The organism is Brucella sp. H1_1004 (assembly GCF_047308065.1).
In the GTDB taxonomy this organism is placed as follows: domain Bacteria; phylum Pseudomonadota; class Alphaproteobacteria; order Rhizobiales; family Rhizobiaceae; genus Brucella; species Brucella pseudogrignonensis_B.
Window position 1 is genome coordinate 1,480,814 of the sequence record NZ_JAYKZA010000002.1, and the last position, 16,152, is coordinate 1,496,965.

Consider the following 16,152-nt stretch of genomic DNA (forward strand, 5'->3'; position numbering starts at 1 on the left):
AGGAACGATTTGCCCATGCGCGCGGAAATCGAGACGCTGGTTGACGAAATCCAGCAGGCCATAAGCCTGCTGAGGAGGCATCTTTGACTGGGATCAGGCAATTAAACGTCTGGGCTATCTGAACCAGAGAGCTGAAGATCCTACCCTTTGGAATGATGCACAGGAAGCCCAGAAGCTGATGCGTGAGCGCCAGCAGCTGGAAGATAGCATCAACGGCATCAATACACTTAGGCAGACGCTCAATGACAGTATCGAACTCATCGCCATGGGCGAAGAGGAAGGCGATAAGTCGATCATTGCTGATGCCGAAAATACTATTCGTGATCTGAAGAAAGAAGTCGATAGTCGACAGATCGACATGCTACTTTCAGGCGAAGCGGATGCGAACGACACCTATCTTGAAGTCCATGCAGGCGCAGGCGGCACGGAAAGTCAGGATTGGGCCTCAATGCTCTTGCGTATGTATACGCGCTGGGCAGAGCGCAGCGGACGCAAAGTCGAAGTCATGGAAGTGCATTACGGCGAAGAAGCAGGCATCAAGTCGGCGTCGATCCTCATCAAGGGTCATAATTCCTATGGCATGGCAAAGACGGAATCCGGCGTTCATCGACTCGTCCGTATTTCGCCTTATGATTCGAATGCGCGTCGTCATACGTCCTTTGCAAGTATCTGGGTTTATCCGGTCATCGATGACAACATTGATGTGCAGGTAACAGAAGCAGATGTTCGCATCGATACCTATCGCGCCTCCGGTGCAGGCGGTCAGCACGTCAACACAACTGACTCGGCAGTCCGCATTACACACATTGCTTCAGGCATTGTCGTACAGTGTCAGGCAGAACGTTCGCAGCACAAAAACCGTGAAAAAGCCTGGGCTATGCTCCGTGCCCGTCTTTACGAGGAAGAGCTGAAGAAGCGCGAAGAAGCGACTGACGCCGCCAATGCCAGCAAAACTGATATTGGTTGGGGACATCAGATCCGCTCTTACGTCTTGCAACCTTATCAGCTCGTCAAGGACCTGCGTACCGGTGTTGAAAGCACCAACCCGCAGGAAGTGCTTGATGGTGCTGTTACCCCATTCATGGAAGCCGCTCTTGCGCACCGCATTCATGGTGGGGCTGAGCTAATCGAAGACATTGATTGATCTTCGTATTGATAAAGATGCTAAAAACCCGGCTATATGCCGGGTTTTTAATGCAGCTTATTCTCGGAACACTCAGGAGTCGTTTGATGCGGCGCGCTCTACAATCGGGCGGTTCTTGTGTGTGCGTGGGCCAGTGATGATCATGTCGATTTTCTGAATTGTCAGCGCATCTTCCGGCGTCAAACGGTCTGGCTGAACAGAGATACCCGGAAGAGGTTCGGTTGGCATCTCAGGTAATGGCTGCAATACCGCTTGTTTTTTGAATATCGATGCGAGCTTGCTATTTGATTGTTGTGACTTTTCAGTGAGCTTTTCGAACGTCGTATAAACTCCGCCCCCCACAGCAACAACGAAAGCTACCGCACCAAAAATTGACGTTCGTACCCATTTCGTGGACCAGGGCCAAGCGGCAGGATTATTCAGATGCCCATTGCATCCGTCGTTTCCTGGTTTGTTCCACTTTTTTATCATGCTGGTCGTCTTTGCATCCCAGATATTTGATTCTATTGCATCTTATCATGGTTAACAAAGCTTTTCCGAAGCTTTCGCAATGCCTGCTTAAACGAGAATGAAAAAGGGCAATCACATTACCGGTATTGCCCTTATTGTTTGATCAAAGTGCGCGTGCAGCCTCGAGTACGGCTTGCGCATGGCCATCGACTTTTACTTTTTCCCAGACCTTAGCAACACGACCTTCTGCATCGATCAGAAACGTAGTTCTTTCGACGCCCATATATTTGCGGCCATACATGCTCTTTTCGAGCCAGACACCGTAAGCTTCAAGCACTGTCTTGTCTTCATCTGCGGCCAGATCGACGGTCAACTCGTGCTTTTTGCGAAATTTCGCATGTTTATCCGCGCTATCCGGCGATAGACCAATGACACGTACATTCAGCTTGTCGAACTCAGGCTTGAGCTGAGAAAATGCTATGGCTTCTTTTGTGCAGCCAGAAGTATCATCCTTTGGGTAGAAATAAAGAACGACTGGGTTTCCTTTGAGAGACGACAGATTAATGCTGTCATTATCAGAGGGCAAAGTGAAGTCCGGTGCGAGATCTCCAACTTGGGGACGAGCCATATCTAAGCCTTTCTTTTGTGGATATACGGAGAAACTGCCTGTTACACTTAAAGCTATCGCATTCGTATCAGTCTTGTGCAACGTAGCGTAACTCAGGCAGCGAAGTGTGTATCTTCAGGGAGATGCTAAAGAAGCGCAACGTCGGTTTGCTGATCGAACTTAGGCTAACAAAAACAATATATTATCGAGTTCTCATGATTCATTTTATGAGATGGTTTAAATAGAGAAATCAGGTGGTCGGCTGGAATATTGACTGAGAAAGAGCACAAAATACGCTTTTCCAAGCGCGAGATGAAGAGAATCGAGCGCCTGGCGGCTGACGGAGATGATGGAGGCGTGTTCGTAATCGGGCGTCGTAAACGCTCATTTTTTTCGTTGTGCTCTCACGCTGTTCTGTCGCTATGTATCGCACTTGTTCTGATCGGCGGCGTTGGTTTTGTTATTTTGCGTGGTGGCGTGACCAGCAATATGCTCCGCGAAGAAGCTCAGAAAAATTTGACTCGTTTACTCGGTGATCGGGCATCTGCTTCAATTGGGAGTGCTGGACTTTCGCTAGATCAGAATAGTCTGGTGGCCTTAGAGGCCCTTGATGTGTCAATTTCTGATCCCGGGCAGCGCATCGAAATCCAGAATATTAAGTCGGTACGCTTGGGGCTTGCGCCGCTTCCGCTTTTGACCGGCAATGTGCGGGTTGCGGAATTGGAAATTGATGGCGCGGCGTTTGATTTGCCTGAACAGGAAGGCGCAGGGTTTTGGAAGTCTCTGCCTTATGACAAGCGCGGTTTTGTAGATTTTGACGCGCTTTCGGATGAACTTTTTTCTGCGATGCGCCGAAATCTTGAACTGTTACATGACCAGAATACAAAGGCTCTGAGCCTGATGAATACAACGGTGCGGTTTAAGGCTGGGGATGAGCAGCAGAGCATAGAAATCAGAAAGCTGCGACTGATTGAAGATGCAGGCCGCATCAAGCTGGATGGAACTGTTGTATGGAACGGCAAGATAATTGCTGTTGACGGGAACATCGATCGCAAGGGTGAAGATAACGAACTTGATGCATTCAAGGTCAATATCAGCAATATTCCTCTCGATCTGGGTTCGTCTGCTGCGGTCGCACCAATAATTGATGGCAATCGGGTTAATCCCGCCCATTTTGAACTCAAAGGTAATGCAAGTCTCACGCTCTCGGGAAAAACGGCTCATGCTGAAGAACCGGATACAATTGGCGCAGAGTTAGCCGTTGATGGCATCGACATGCAGCTTGGACGTGTTGAGGATGTGCGTGGATCGGCTGTGCTGAGGCTGGAGCATTCCGTTGGTAGTCAGAAGATTGAAGTGTTGCCGTCGCGTGTCCAGCTGGGTGGGTTACAGGCTCAGTTCAATGGTGCTTTTGGACCAGATTTTCAGGCTCAGGATGCAGTTTCTGATCCTAGTTACCGCTTTGAAATACTGACCACTTCTGCGACCAGCATGCCAGCCGAGTCGAGTGATCCACCAATTTCGTTTGGTGTGCGAATTGCTGGAAGTTTCCTATCAAAACAGCACCGAATCCAGTTCTCAAATCTCGATGTTCAAACCGCAAGCGGCGAACTCTATGGCCAGGGCAGTATTGGTTTCGGGAGCGGTTCGCCGGAAATGATTTTCATGCTGCGCATTCCGGAAATGCCTGTCGCCGATGCAAAGCATCTTTGGCCTATTGACGTTGCTGACGGCGCACGTGCCTGGGTATTGAAGAATCTTTTTGGTGGTCGCCTGACAGATAGCCGCATCGAAATTTCTTTGGCAGGTGGTCGCTTTAATGGGCCCGGGCTTCCTCCACCGCTGACGGACGAAGAAATAAAAGCTGATTTTAATGTCGAACAGACGCGTTTTGATGTTATTGGTGAATTGCCACCTGTTCGCGATGTCAACGGAACAGTGAGCGTTCGTGGTGCACATACGACCATCAAGCTTGATAAGGGCGTTGCTTACACGCCTGATAACCGACAGGCAGATGTTTCTGAAGGTACGTTGTTTATTCCTTGGGGACCGCAGCGTCCGGTTATTGCAAATCTTGATCTACTGGTGTCGGGACAAGCAGCCGCTATTGCAGAAATCGCGGGGAAAAAGCCGATTGATGTTCTTAAAAACGTGCCTTTCCTGCCGCAGGATGTCACTGGCGACGTTAAATCGCGCGTTAAAGTCAGTTTTGCAGTGTCGAAAGATCCGCCACCCGGAACTCTCAAGTGGGAAGCTGATATCGGCTTTAAAAACCTCTCTATAGGCAAACCTGTTGGTGGATCAAAGGTTACTGATGCTGATGGAAATATAAAGGTTGATCAGACAGCTGCGATAATTACTGCTGATGCAAAGCTTGATGGTATTCCTGCCAAAATCACAATGACCGAGCCTGTTGATCGTTCAGGGCCAGCAAAGCGCGACCAGCAAGTTCGACTCGAAATCGACGACAAGTCGCGTGATAAAGTGCTGCCGGGCTTGAAGGACGTCTTCTCAGGGCCAATTTCGATTGATCTTGGAATGGAAGAAAATGGCAAACGACATGTGGTGGCGAACCTTGACAAAACTCAGGTTGACTTACCTTGGCTCGGTTGGCGTAAGGGCAGCGGTATAGCGTCCAAAGCGGAGTTCGATCTCATTAAAAGCACTGGCAGTGATGGCAAGTTCGACATTCGCAACCTTGTGCTGACTGGTGATGCATTTGGCGCAAAGGGTAGCTTCTCTATCGCCGGTGGCGACCTACAGTCGGCAGATTTAACTGATGTGCGGCTTAATCGTTCTGATAGGCTCTCCATAAAGGCCACTAAGGGAACGGGTGGATACCGCGTGAATGTCAGCGGTTCTAAGTTTGATGCACGATCGCTGATCAAGCAATTTTCTGATGTAGGTAAGAAAACTGGTGGCTCCAAAGGCAACACTACACGCGTTGTTGTAAGCGCGCAGATTGATCAGGTTACAGGGTTTAATGACGAGACCCTGCGCAATGTTGCCGTTTCTTATGAAAGTGCTGGAAGCAAAATCTCTGGTGTGTCCGTAAACGCCCAGACGTCTTCCGGAGAGTCATTTGTCGCAACTAATAATGATCAGGGCGATGCGCGTTCTGTGTCTTTGCAGTCCAATGATGCTGGCGCGATCCTTCGTTTCTTCGATTTCTACGATAAGATGCGGGGCGGAAAAATTACAGTTGGCTTGGCGGGACAGGGCAATGGTCCGTTGAGCGGTCAGATTGATGCCAGAAACTTTTCGATCATCAACGAGCCTCGCCTTGCAAAAATTGTTTCTTCTTCGCCATCAACAGGTGGCACAAGCCTCAATCAGGCCGTTAAACGTGATATCGACGTATCCCGAGTTGATGTGGAGCGCGGCTTCTCTTTGATAGAAAAAGGCACAGGATATTTGAAGCTTTCGAAGGGCGTTCTTCGATCGCCAACCGTTGGGGCAACGTTTCAGGGCACTCTTTATGATCCGCAGGGAAATATGTCGATGACCGGCACATTCATGCCTGCTTATGGCGTGAACCGGATCTTCGGTGAAGTACCGATCTTTGGCGCGCTTTTGGGCAACGGACGTGATCGCGGTCTTTTGGGTATAACGTTCAAGCTTGAAGGTTCCGCTAAAGCGCCACAAGTAATTGTCAACCCGATTTCAATTATTGCTCCCGGTATTTTTCGTTCGATCTTTGAGTTTTGATGGATAACAAAAAAGCCCGGCTCAGCCGGGCTTTTTTTACGTGAATTTTATCCAATTAAGCAGGACGGATCAGCACGTGACGCTTCTTGCCAAGCGAAACTTTGATAACGCCTTGATCGTTAAGTGCTGATGCATTGATCGACAAACGAGGGTCGGTCACAACTTCATCATTAATGCGAACTGCGCCGCCTTCAATGTGACGACGTGCTTCGCCATTGGTGGCGCAAAGTTCAGCAAGCACCATCAATGCAAGCACACCGATGCCATCATTGAGTGTCGCTTTGTGCACGCCAACGGTCGGAAGATTTTCAGAAAGTTCACCGTCCTCAAACGTTTTGCGAGCGGTATCAGCGGCTTCTTCGGCTGTATCGCGACCATGTAGAATTGCGGTAATCTCGGTGGCGAGGATTTTCTTCGCCTCGTTGATTTCAGAGCCACCGAGAGCTGCCAGCTTAGCGATCTCATCCAGTGGCAGCGTTGTGTAGAGCTTCAGGAAGCGTTCGACGTCTGCATCTTCTGTATTGCGCCAATACTGCCAGAAGTCATAGGCACTGAGCATATCTGCGTTTAGCCAGATCGCACCGCCCAGCGACTTGCCCATCTTCTGGCCAGAAGCTGTGGTCAGCAATGGCGAGGTGAGGGCGTAGAGCTGTGGCGTACCCATACGGTGACCGAGATCGATACCGTTGATGATATTGCCCCACTGATCGGAGCCGCCCATCTGAAGGCGTACGCCATAACGTTTGTTAAGCTCAACGAAGTCATAGGCCTGAAGAATCATGTAGTTAAATTCGAGGAACGAAAGCGACTGTTCACGATCCAGGCGTGTTTTGACAGAATCAAACGACAACATGCGGTTAACCGAGAAATGACGGCCAACATCGCGCAGGAATTCGAGATAATTGATATCGCGCAGCCAGTCAGCATTGTTGACCATCAGCGCGTCTTTCGGACCGTTGCCGAAAGTCAGGTAGTTTGCGAAGACGCGTTTGATACCGGCGATATTATCGGCAATGGTATCTTCGGTCATAAGCTTGCGTGCTTCATCCTTGAAGGATGGATCGCCAACCATGCCTGTGCCGCCACCCATAAGGGCTACAGCGCGATGGCCTGTATGTTGCAGCCAATGCAGCATCATGATCTGAATCAGGCCGCCTGCATGCAGGCTTGGCGCTGTCGGATCAAAGCCGATATAGGCTGTCACGGTTTCCTTAACCAACAATTCGTCGAGGCCGCTTTCATCAGACATCTGATGAATAAAGCCGCGCTCGGAAAGCGTGCGAAGAAAATCGGATTTAAAACCGGACATGCCCTTTTCCTGACTGATTAGGCGAGAATGAAATTAACAGTAATCAAGTGCTTACTGCCTTATGATATTTTGCCTTTAGCATTATTCATGCAAAAATAACAAGGAAAGTCCGATATGGCCGATTTGAAACGCGCAATTGGGTTGATGAGCGGCACGTCGATGGATGGTATCGATATCGCGCTTGTCACCACCGATGGCGAGAGTTTGGTCGAACGCGGACCATCGAGTGCAGTTTCTTATTCTGATGGATTTCGCGCACGGTTGAAGGCAGCTCTTATTGATGCGCTTAGTATCAGTGATCGCAGTGAGCGTCCTGGCGTTCTCAGACAACTCGAACATGATCAAACCCTTCTTCATGCGATTGCCGTTCAGGATTTTCTCTATGAGAATTCATTGGACCCGAAAGATATTGATGTGATCGGGTTCCATGGTCAGACCGTACTGCATCGCCCGCGCGAGGCGCTCACCGTTCAGATCGGCGATGGAGCATTGCTTGCCGCAGAAACCGGCATTCCTGTTGTTTATGACATGCGCGCAGAGGACATGCGGAATAGTGGTGAGGGTGCCCCGTTGATCCCGGCCTATCATGCGGCTCTCGCTGCCAACTTGCCTTCAGGTCTTGAAGGGCCGGTCGTCTTCGTCAATATCGGCGGCATATCCAACCTCACTTATGTCGACGAAGCAGGCAGGCTGATGGCCTATGATAGCGGGCCGGGCAACATGCTGATTGATCAATGGATGGAACTGCATGAGCGGGGCAGCTATGACCCGGGCGGTATCACAGCAATGAGCGGTGTCGTTGATGATGCTCTGGCCGCTCGTTATCTCGATCACGCGTTTTTCAAAGGGAATCATCGCCGATCGCTGGATCGTGGCGATTTTATCGTTCCTGAAAAAGATACTGTGGATTTGGCAACAGGTGCGCGCACGCTCGCCTATGTGAGTGCTGCTGCTGTTCAGCGCTCGGTATCGCATTTGCCGTCGCAGCCCCGTACCTATGTGGTGAGTGGCGGCGGACGTAAGAATGCGGCCATTATGTCTGAGCTAAGTGCGTTGGCTGAACGCGAAGGCGCTCGTGTCGTTGACGCAGACAATGTTGGTATCGATGGCGATGCAATGGAAGCGGAAGCATGGGCCTATCTGGCTGTGCGATCCATGCGTGGGCTTCCATTGACATATCCAACCACAACGGGTTGCGATAAGCCTGTGTCGGGCGGGGTTCTGGTTATTCCGCCACAATAAAAGCCCGGCGATCAAACACACCGGGCTTTCATAAAGTCAAACTATAAAGCGTTTAACGCAGACGCTTCTGGCGGACTTCAACCAGTTCGCCAGCAAGGCGACGATCCAGATATTCCGAGCACTCATCGATCAGAAGATCACCCTGTCCGGTGAAGAAGTGGTTCGCACCCGGCATTGTGTTCTGGGTGATCGTGATCCCCTTCTGTGTCTTAAGCTTGTCGACAAGCACCTGCACGTCCTTTGGAGGTGCAACCTTGTCCTGATCACCGTGAATGATCAGACCCGATGAAGGGCAAGGTGCGAGGAACGCGAAGTCATAGGTGTTTGGCTGCGGAGCGACTGAGATGAAGCCCTCGATTTCCGGGCGGCGCATCAGAAGCTGCATACCGATCCATGAACCAAACGAATAACCGGCAACCCAGCAATTCTTGGAATCTGGATGCAAAGCCTGAACCCAGTCAAGGGCGCTTGCCGCATCTGACAGTTCGCCAGCGCCGTGGTCAAACTCCCCCTGACTGCGGCCAATGCCACGGAAATTGAAGCGAAGCGTCGTAAAACCGCGCTGCTGAAACATGTAGAACAGATCATAGACGATCTTGTTGTTCATGGTTCCACCGAACTGCGGGTGCGGATGCAGGATAAGCGCTATTGGTGCGTTCTTTTCGCGTGAAGGCTGATAACGGCCTTCAAGGCGTCCGGCTGGGCCGTTGAAAATGACTTCTGGCATGTGTACTCCGCTAGTGATCGGAAGATCGGCTCTCAAGTGGCGAACTTGACGTGGCAGTGCGCCGCTTCTAAAACCAATTTGAAATTTCGTTAGACTGGACCATAGTTCAGTACCTGATGTGGCTTAATAGGCTTTTCCTGACTGAAAATTCAAGAAAATTGCGCTTATCGCCACGTAAAGGCTTCGCTTAGGAGATAGTATCGGTGATCGGAACCGGCAAGAGGCTCTATCTGGACTATAATGCCAGTGCGCCATTGCTTGATGAAGCACGCAATGCGGTCATCGATGCATTAGGCATTACCGGCAACCCGTCATCAGTGCATCGTGAAGGACGAGCCGCACGTGCATTGGTCGAATCGGCGCGGCGCAGTGTGGCAGCGCTTGTAAATGCTAAGTCGGACCATGTATTTTTCACATCGGGCGCGACTGAAGCCGCATCCACACTCCTGACACCAGTTTATATGATGGGCCGCTCCCCCGTGCGTCTATCACATCTTTATATCAGCGCTACCGAGCATCCTTGCATGCTGGCCGGTGGGCAGTTCTTGCCAGAAAACATCTCCGTTATTTCCGTTGATGAAAACGGTATCCTGCGTCTTGAAGCTTTGGAACAGGCCTTAAAAGCTCACGACAAAAGCGCAGGCTTGCCGCTCGTTGCCGTTCAGGCAGCAAACAATGAAACTGGCGTGATCCAGCCAATCCGCGATATTGCAGCAATTGTCAAAGCGTCAGGCGGTATATTCGTCGTTGATGCTGTGCAGGCAGCAGGACGTATTAAATTAGATATTACAGATAATTGCGGTGATTACTTAATAATATCATCACACAAGATTGGTGGGCCGAAGGGTGTGGGTGCGGTTATCGTAATTTCTGATCTGATGATGCCAAAAGCACTGGTGCGCGGTGGCGGTCAGGAAAAGGGTCATCGGGCTGGCACCGAGGCGCTGCCACTTATTGCGGGCTTTGGGAGAGCAGCTGACGTTGCGGCGGAACGACTGAACGGCGATGGCTGGTCTTCGCAATTGCGTGACAGACTGGAAGCCGGGCTTATGGAAATAACACCCGATGCCACAATCCATGGCAAAGAAGTTGATCGTCTGCCAAACACGACGTTTTTCTCGCTCGACGGGCAAAAGGCTGAGACCGTCCAGATCGCATTTGATCTTGGCGGCATAGCTTTGTCGGCGGGCTCAGCGTGTTCGTCGGGCAAGGTGGGGCCGAGCCACGTGCTGGCCGCTATGGGGCATGAAGATGGTCCCGGCGCAATCCGCGTGTCACTTGAGCCAGAAGCCTCGGCAGAATCTGTTGATCAGTTCCTGGACGTTTTGCGCAAAATTGTCGCCCGTCACGAGCGTTCCAGACCCAGTTAAAAGCAGAATCAGGCGTAAGCTGTAAATTATTCTTGAATTTTACTGACAAATTTAAAGCTGGGCTTGAAATTGAGTTTAGAAAGGTTTTAAAGAAGCGTCACGCACACTATATTGTGGCGACGATAACGGCTATCATCGCCCTGACGTTTGCAACTGTCGAACCTTGAATTCGACGAGGATGGAGAACGCCAATGCCTGCAGTGCAGGAGACCATTGATCAGGTTCGCGGCTTGGACGTGGACCAGTATAAGTACGGATTTGAGACAACTATCGAATCCGAGAAGGCCCCGAAGGGTCTGAACGAAGACATCATTCGCTTCATTTCTGCTAAAAAAGACGAGCCGGAATGGATGCTGGAGTGGCGTCTAAAGGCCTATGAGCGTTGGCTCACCATGGAGGAGCCAACATGGGCACGCGTGGACTATCCAAAGATCGATTTTCAGGATGCGTATTATTACGCAGCCCCGAAGAATCAGACTGGTCCGAAATCGCTTGATGAAGTCGATCCAGAATTGCTCCGCACATATGAAAAGCTTGGTATTCCCCTGCGTGAGCAGGAAATCCTGGCTGGCGTGCGCAAGCAGGGCGATCCAAGCGAAATCGACGGCAATCCATCGGACAATGTCTATGCATCTGGCCGCGTGGCTGTTGATGCCGTTTTCGACAGTGTTTCGGTTGTCACGACCTTTAAGGCAGAGCTCGCCAAAGCTGGCGTGATCTTCTGCTCGATCTCGGAAGCCATTCGTGAGCATCCTGAACTGGTTCAGAAGTATCTCGCTTCGGTTGTTCCTGTTTCGGACAATTATTACGCGACACTGAATTCTGCTGTCTTCACCGATGGTTCGTTTGTCTATGTGCCAAAGGGCGTTCGCTGCCCGATGGAGCTTTCGACCTATTTCCGTATCAACGAAAAGAATACGGGTCAGTTTGAACGCACGCTGATCATCGCGGAAGAGGGCGCTTACGTCTCCTATCTCGAAGGCTGCACTGCACCACAGCGTGATGAAAATCAGCTCCATGCAGCTGTTGTTGAACTGGTTGCGCTTGAAAATGCTGAGATCAAGTACTCGACTGTTCAGAACTGGTATCCGGGTGACAGCAACGGCAAGGGCGGCATCTACAATTTCGTGACCAAGCGTGGCGATTGCCGTGGCGATAATTCCAAGATTTCATGGACGCAGGTTGAAACCGGCTCTGCGGTAACATGGAAATATCCGTCCTGCATTCTGCGTGGCGACAATTCGCGTGGTGAGTTCTACTCGATTGCCGTTTCCAACGGTTATCAGCAGATCGACAGTGGCACCAAGATGATTCACCTTGGCAAGAACACGTCGAGCCGCATCATCTCCAAGGGTATTTCGGCAGGCAACTCCAACAATACCTATCGCGGACAGGTTTCTGCGCATCGCAAGGCCGAGAATGCCCGTAACTTCACCCAGTGCGACTCGCTGCTGATCGGCAATGATTGCGGCGCGCATACTGTACCCTACATCGAGGCGAAAAACGCCACGGCACAGTTTGAGCACGAGGCAACCACCTCCAAGATTTCCGAAGATCAACTGTTCTACGTTATGCAGCGCGGTATCCCGGAAGAGGAGGCTATCGCCCTCATCGTCAATGGTTTTGTGAAGGAAGTCATTCAGGAACTGCCAATGGAATTTGCTGTCGAAGCACAGAAGCTTATTGGCATTTCGCTTGAAGGCAGCGTCGGTTAATCCGACGCGCTTTACTGCCTTACCGCATCCGATTTTCTGGCCAGCCCTTTAACTGGCATAAGCAGTCCCTCGCTGAGGCTGCGCTGAGAGACAAGGTTTATACCCATGCTTGAGATCATCAACCTTCATGCAAAGATCGCTGACACGGATACCGAAATCATCCGTGGCCTGAACCTCACCGTAAACAAAGGCGAAGTTGCCGCCATCATGGGCCCGAACGGTTCTGGCAAGTCGACGCTGTCCTATATCCTCGCAGGCCGCGACGATTACGAAGTGACTGAAGGCGACATTCTTTACAACGGTGAGTCGATCCTCGAACTCGATCCTGCTGAACGCGCTGCAAAGGGCATCTTCCTTGCGTTCCAGTATCCGATGGAAATCCCAGGCGTTGCCACCATGGAATTCCTGAAAGTTGCGATGAACAGCCAGCGCAAAGCGCGCGGCGAAGCAGAACTGAAGATTCCTGAATTCATCAAGCGCGTGAAGGATGCTGCTGGCGGCCTGAACATCGATATGAACATGCTCAAGCGTCCGCTGAATGTGGGCTTCTCAGGCGGCGAAAAGAAGCGTGCTGAAATTCTTCAGATGCAGCTGCTGGAGCCAAGCCTTTGCGTTCTCGACGAAACCGATTCCGGCCTCGACATCGATGCGCTGAAGATCGTTTCGGATGGCGTGAATGCGCTGCGTTCGCCAGACCGCGCCGTAATCGTGATTACTCACTATCAGCGTTTGCTTGATTATATCGTTCCAGACAGCGTGCATGTTCTTTACAAGGGACAGGTCATCAAGTCGGGCGATAAGACACTCGCAAATCACCTTGAAGAAAACGGCTATGCTGACATTATCGGCGAAGTAGCCTGAGGAGCGGATTATGAACATCCAGACCTCAAAACCAAGGACACCCGCTGAAAGCGCGCTGATCGACAGCTTCGCAACCCGTATGGGCGAGTTGCCGGGCAATGGCGATGTCGTGATTGCGCGTGACAATGCGCTGGAAGAACTGAAAATCAATGGTCTTCCGTCGCGTCGCATTGAAAGCTGGCACTACACGGATTTCCGCACGCTGCTGAAAAGCGTGCCGGATTTCAATCCGACTGCTGGAACGAACGCGCTTCCGACATTGCTTGCAGGCTCGACTCTTCTTGCTGCAAGCAATGGTGCCGCACTGAGCGCCAAGGCTCCCGAAGGCGTGACACTGACGGCTGTGCGTGATGCGCTTTCTGATGGATCGCTCGTTCCGCAGCTTAGCGTTCGTGGCACTGACGACACGATTGGCCAGATCAATGCTGCCTATGTCAGCGATGGTTGGGCTGTTTCGATTGCTGATGATGTTGAGCTTGAAGCCCCGCTTGAAATTCAGAACATCCAGAAGTCCGGGCAGGGGCATACACGCTTTCCGGTCGAAATTGGCTCGAATGCCAAGGCAACGATCATCGAGCGCCAGACAGGCGGCGAGGGCGATGCTTTCTCGACATCGGTAAGCCATGTGATTGTCGGCGATGGTGCCGATGTTATCTGGGTGATCCTGCGCGATTTCGGTCATTCGACGCAGCTTGCGCAGTTTAATGCAACGATTGGCGCAGGTTCGAAGCTCACGCTTTACATCGTCAATGCCGGTGGCAAGCTGATCCGTCAGGAAGTGCATCTGACTGTTGCAGGTGAGGATTCGGATTTTGAACTCCGTGGCCTCAATCTGTTGGCTGACGATTCCCACACCGACATCACCATGACGGTTGCTCATCTGGTTGAGAATACACGTTCGACCCAGATCATCCGCAATGTGGTCAAGGACCGCGCACGCGGCGTTTTCCAGGGCATGATCCGTGTCGCACAGATCGCTCAGAAAACCGATGCGCGCATGGCCTGCAATACGCTGCTGCTGTCTGATGATGGCGAGTTTGATGCAAAGCCTGAGCTTGAAATCTTTGCCGATGACGTGGCTTGCGGTCACGGCGCAACGGTGACTGAGCTTTCCAAGGACTATCTCTTCTATCTGATGGCACGCGGCGTTCCTGAAAACGAAGCCCGCGGCCTGCTGATCAAGGCTTTCATTGCCGAGATCATTGAAGAACTGGAAAATGAAGCTCTGGTTGAAGCACTGGAAGAAGTGCTCTCAAATTGGCTCTCAGCCCACGCTTGATTGAACAAGGCGGAGTAAAAATCTACTCCGCCTTTTCTGCCTCAATGGTAGAAGGAACGATCATGAATCAAAAGAATCCGCTTATAGCGCGCTATGACGTCGAGGCGATCCGCAGAGATTTCCCCATCCTGTCGCGGCAGGTTCATGGCAAGCCGCTCGTTTATCTCGATAATGGCGCGTCCGCGCAAAAGCCGCAAAGCGTCATTGATGCGATTACCCACGCATATTCGAATGAATATGCGAATGTGCATCGCGGTCTGCATTTTCTTTCCAATGCTGCGACCGACGCTTACGAAAAATCGCGCGAAACAGTCCGCCGCTTTCTGAATGCTGGTTCGATAGACGAAGTCGTCTTCACCAAAAATGCGACTGAAGCAATCAATACGGTTGCCTACGGCTATGGCATGCCACAGATTGGCGAGGGTGATGAAATCCTGCTGTCGATTATGGAGCATCATTCCAATATCGTGCCATGGCATTTTATTCGAGAACGTCAGGGCGCAAAGCTCGTCTTCACACCCGTTGATGACGAAGGCGTGTTCCATATCGAGGAATTTGAAAAGCGCCTGACCGAGCGTACTAAGCTTGTCGCCATTACCCATATGTCCAATGCGCTTGGCACAGTAACACCGATCAAAAAGATCGTCGAACTCGCCCATGCGCGTGGTATTCCGGTGCTGGTTGATGGCAGTCAGGGTGCGGTGCATATGCCTGTCGATGTGCAAGATCTTGGTTGTGACTGGTATGTCTTTACCGGACACAAGGTCTATGGTCCGTCCGGCATTGGCGTTCTTTATGGACGCGCAGAAATGCTCGAAAAGATGCGCCCATTTCAGGGCGGCGGCGAAATGATTGAGGAAGTGTCGGAAGAAGACGTCACTTATAATCATCCGCCACATCGTTTTGAAGCTGGAACACCGCCAATCGTTCAGGCGATTGGGCTTGGTGCGGCGCTTGAATATATGGAAAAAGTCGGTCGTCACGCGATTGCAGCGCACGAGGCAGACTTGCGGGACTATGCACATGAGCAGTTGGGCAAAATCAACAGCTTGCGCATTTACGGCAATGCGCCCGACAAGGGCGCTATTATTTCGTTTGCGCTGGAAGGTATTCACGCGCATGACGTTTCGATGGTGATTGACCGCGCAGGGGTTGCGGTGCGCGCAGGCACGCATTGCGCACAACCGCTCTTGAAACGTTTTGGCGTCACCTCTACATGCCGTGCATCCTTTGCGATGTACAACACACGCGCTGAAGTCGATGCATTGGCAGAAGCCTTGGAAAAGGCAAGGAAGTTTTTCGGATGACCGAGATCGAACAAAAAGTTCAGGAACAGACAGAAACCAAGACGGGCGATGCAGCTGCATCGGCAGGGGATAAGTCTGTGTTTTCCGCTTCTGCTATTCCGCAGGAAGAATTGCTTCGACTGACTGATGACATCATTAGCGCACTGAAGACAGTTTATGATCCTGAAATTCCAGCGGATATTTATGAGCTTGGCCTGATCTACAAGATCGACATCGAAGATGACCGCACTGTCAAAATCGAAATGACACTGACCGCGCCGGGTTGTCCAGTTGCTGGCGAAATGCCGGGCTGGGTTGAGAATGCTGTCGGTGCAGTTGAAGGCGTTTCGATGGTCGAAGTGACGATGACTTTTGATCCGCCATGGTCAGCTGATCGTATGTCGGAAGAGGCACAGGTTGCCGTCGGCTGGTATTAAAATAAAAGCCCCGCATT

At 51.3% G+C, this 16,152-nt stretch carries 13 protein-coding genes; 9 read left to right on the top strand and 4 right to left on the bottom strand.

Annotated elements, in window-relative coordinates; translation table 11 throughout:
* Window positions 1-15 precede the first annotated feature (15 nt).
* Window positions 16-1,144 (top strand): peptide chain release factor 2 gene (gene prfB / locus U2P60_RS14520; RefSeq protein ID WP_313828457.1). Its coding sequence is split into 2 segments (ribosomal slippage): window positions 16-84 and window positions 86-1,144, totalling 1,128 coding nucleotides; the frame shifts between segments, so codons are not numbered across the junction.
* 72 nt (window positions 1,145-1,216) lie between these two features.
* On the opposite strand, the gene U2P60_RS14525 is transcribed toward prfB, so the two are convergent.
* Together U2P60_RS14525 and bcp are read right to left on the bottom strand one after the other, a co-directional pair.
* Complete coding sequence (locus tag U2P60_RS14525; RefSeq protein ID WP_413573147.1) at window positions 1,217-1,372, bottom strand: hypothetical protein; 156 nt, start codon at window positions 1,370-1,372, stop codon at window positions 1,217-1,219.
* A 385-nt stretch (window positions 1,373-1,757) separates the two neighbouring features.
* A complete protein-coding gene (gene bcp, locus U2P60_RS14530; protein WP_313828459.1) occupies window positions 1,758-2,222 on the bottom strand; it encodes a thioredoxin-dependent thiol peroxidase in 465 nt (154 codons plus the stop codon).
* Window positions 2,223-2,513: 291 nt separating this feature from the next.
* Between bcp and U2P60_RS14535 the strand changes: the two genes are divergently transcribed.
* A complete protein-coding gene (locus U2P60_RS14535) occupies window positions 2,514-5,909 on the top strand; it encodes a DUF3971 domain-containing protein (protein ID WP_413573148.1) in 3,396 nt (1,131 codons plus the stop codon).
* A 55-nt stretch (window positions 5,910-5,964) separates the two neighbouring features.
* Here the strand turns inward: U2P60_RS14535 and tyrS are convergent, their stop codons facing one another.
* Window positions 5,965-7,218, bottom strand: coding sequence for a tyrosine--tRNA ligase (tyrS, locus tag U2P60_RS14540; RefSeq protein WP_313828461.1), 1,254 nt, complete (start codon window positions 7,216-7,218; stop codon window positions 5,965-5,967).
* A 114-nt stretch (window positions 7,219-7,332) separates the two neighbouring features.
* On the opposite strand from tyrS, the gene U2P60_RS14545 reads away from it, so the two are divergent.
* Window positions 7,333-8,460 (top strand): anhydro-N-acetylmuramic acid kinase, encoded by a 1,128-nt coding sequence (locus tag U2P60_RS14545; protein WP_413573149.1) that lies wholly within the window; start codon window positions 7,333-7,335, stop codon window positions 8,458-8,460.
* A gap of 52 nt (window positions 8,461-8,512) precedes the next feature.
* On the opposite strand, the gene U2P60_RS14550 is transcribed toward U2P60_RS14545, so the two are convergent.
* Entirely contained in the window at window positions 8,513-9,187 is a 675-nt protein-coding gene (locus tag U2P60_RS14550) for an alpha/beta hydrolase (RefSeq protein WP_250039775.1), read from the bottom strand.
* Window positions 9,188-9,390: 203 nt separating this feature from the next.
* On the opposite strand from U2P60_RS14550, the gene U2P60_RS14555 reads away from it, so the two are divergent.
* The 6 genes from U2P60_RS14555 to U2P60_RS14580 all read left to right on the top strand — a co-directional run bounded on the left by U2P60_RS14555 (window position 9,391) and on the right by U2P60_RS14580 (window position 16,135).
* Window positions 9,391-10,557, top strand: a complete 1,167-nt coding sequence (locus U2P60_RS14555; protein WP_413573150.1) for a cysteine desulfurase family protein — start codon at window positions 9,391-9,393, stop codon at window positions 10,555-10,557.
* Between the two features lie 191 nt (window positions 10,558-10,748).
* Window positions 10,749-12,272, top strand: coding sequence for a Fe-S cluster assembly protein SufB (gene sufB, locus U2P60_RS14560; protein ID WP_413573151.1), 1,524 nt, complete (start codon window positions 10,749-10,751; stop codon window positions 12,270-12,272).
* A 105-nt stretch (window positions 12,273-12,377) separates the two neighbouring features.
* The gene (sufC, locus tag U2P60_RS14565) at window positions 12,378-13,133 is read left to right on the top strand and encodes a Fe-S cluster assembly ATPase SufC (protein WP_250039779.1); all 756 of its coding nucleotides are present in this window, start codon (window positions 12,378-12,380) and stop codon (window positions 13,131-13,133) included.
* Window positions 13,134-13,143: 10 nt separating this feature from the next.
* A complete protein-coding gene (gene sufD, locus U2P60_RS14570; RefSeq protein ID WP_413573152.1) occupies window positions 13,144-14,412 on the top strand; it encodes a Fe-S cluster assembly protein SufD in 1,269 nt (422 codons plus the stop codon).
* Window positions 14,413-14,474: 62 nt separating this feature from the next.
* A complete protein-coding gene (locus U2P60_RS14575) occupies window positions 14,475-15,719 on the top strand; it encodes a cysteine desulfurase (protein WP_413573153.1) in 1,245 nt (414 codons plus the stop codon).
* Window positions 15,716-16,135: an SUF system Fe-S cluster assembly protein gene (locus tag U2P60_RS14580; protein WP_413573154.1), complete on the top strand. Its 420-nt coding sequence runs from the start codon at window positions 15,716-15,718 to the stop codon at window positions 16,133-16,135. The genes U2P60_RS14575 and U2P60_RS14580 overlap by 4 nt, the downstream gene beginning before the upstream one ends.
* The last annotated feature ends 17 nt before the right edge of the window (window positions 16,136-16,152 follow it).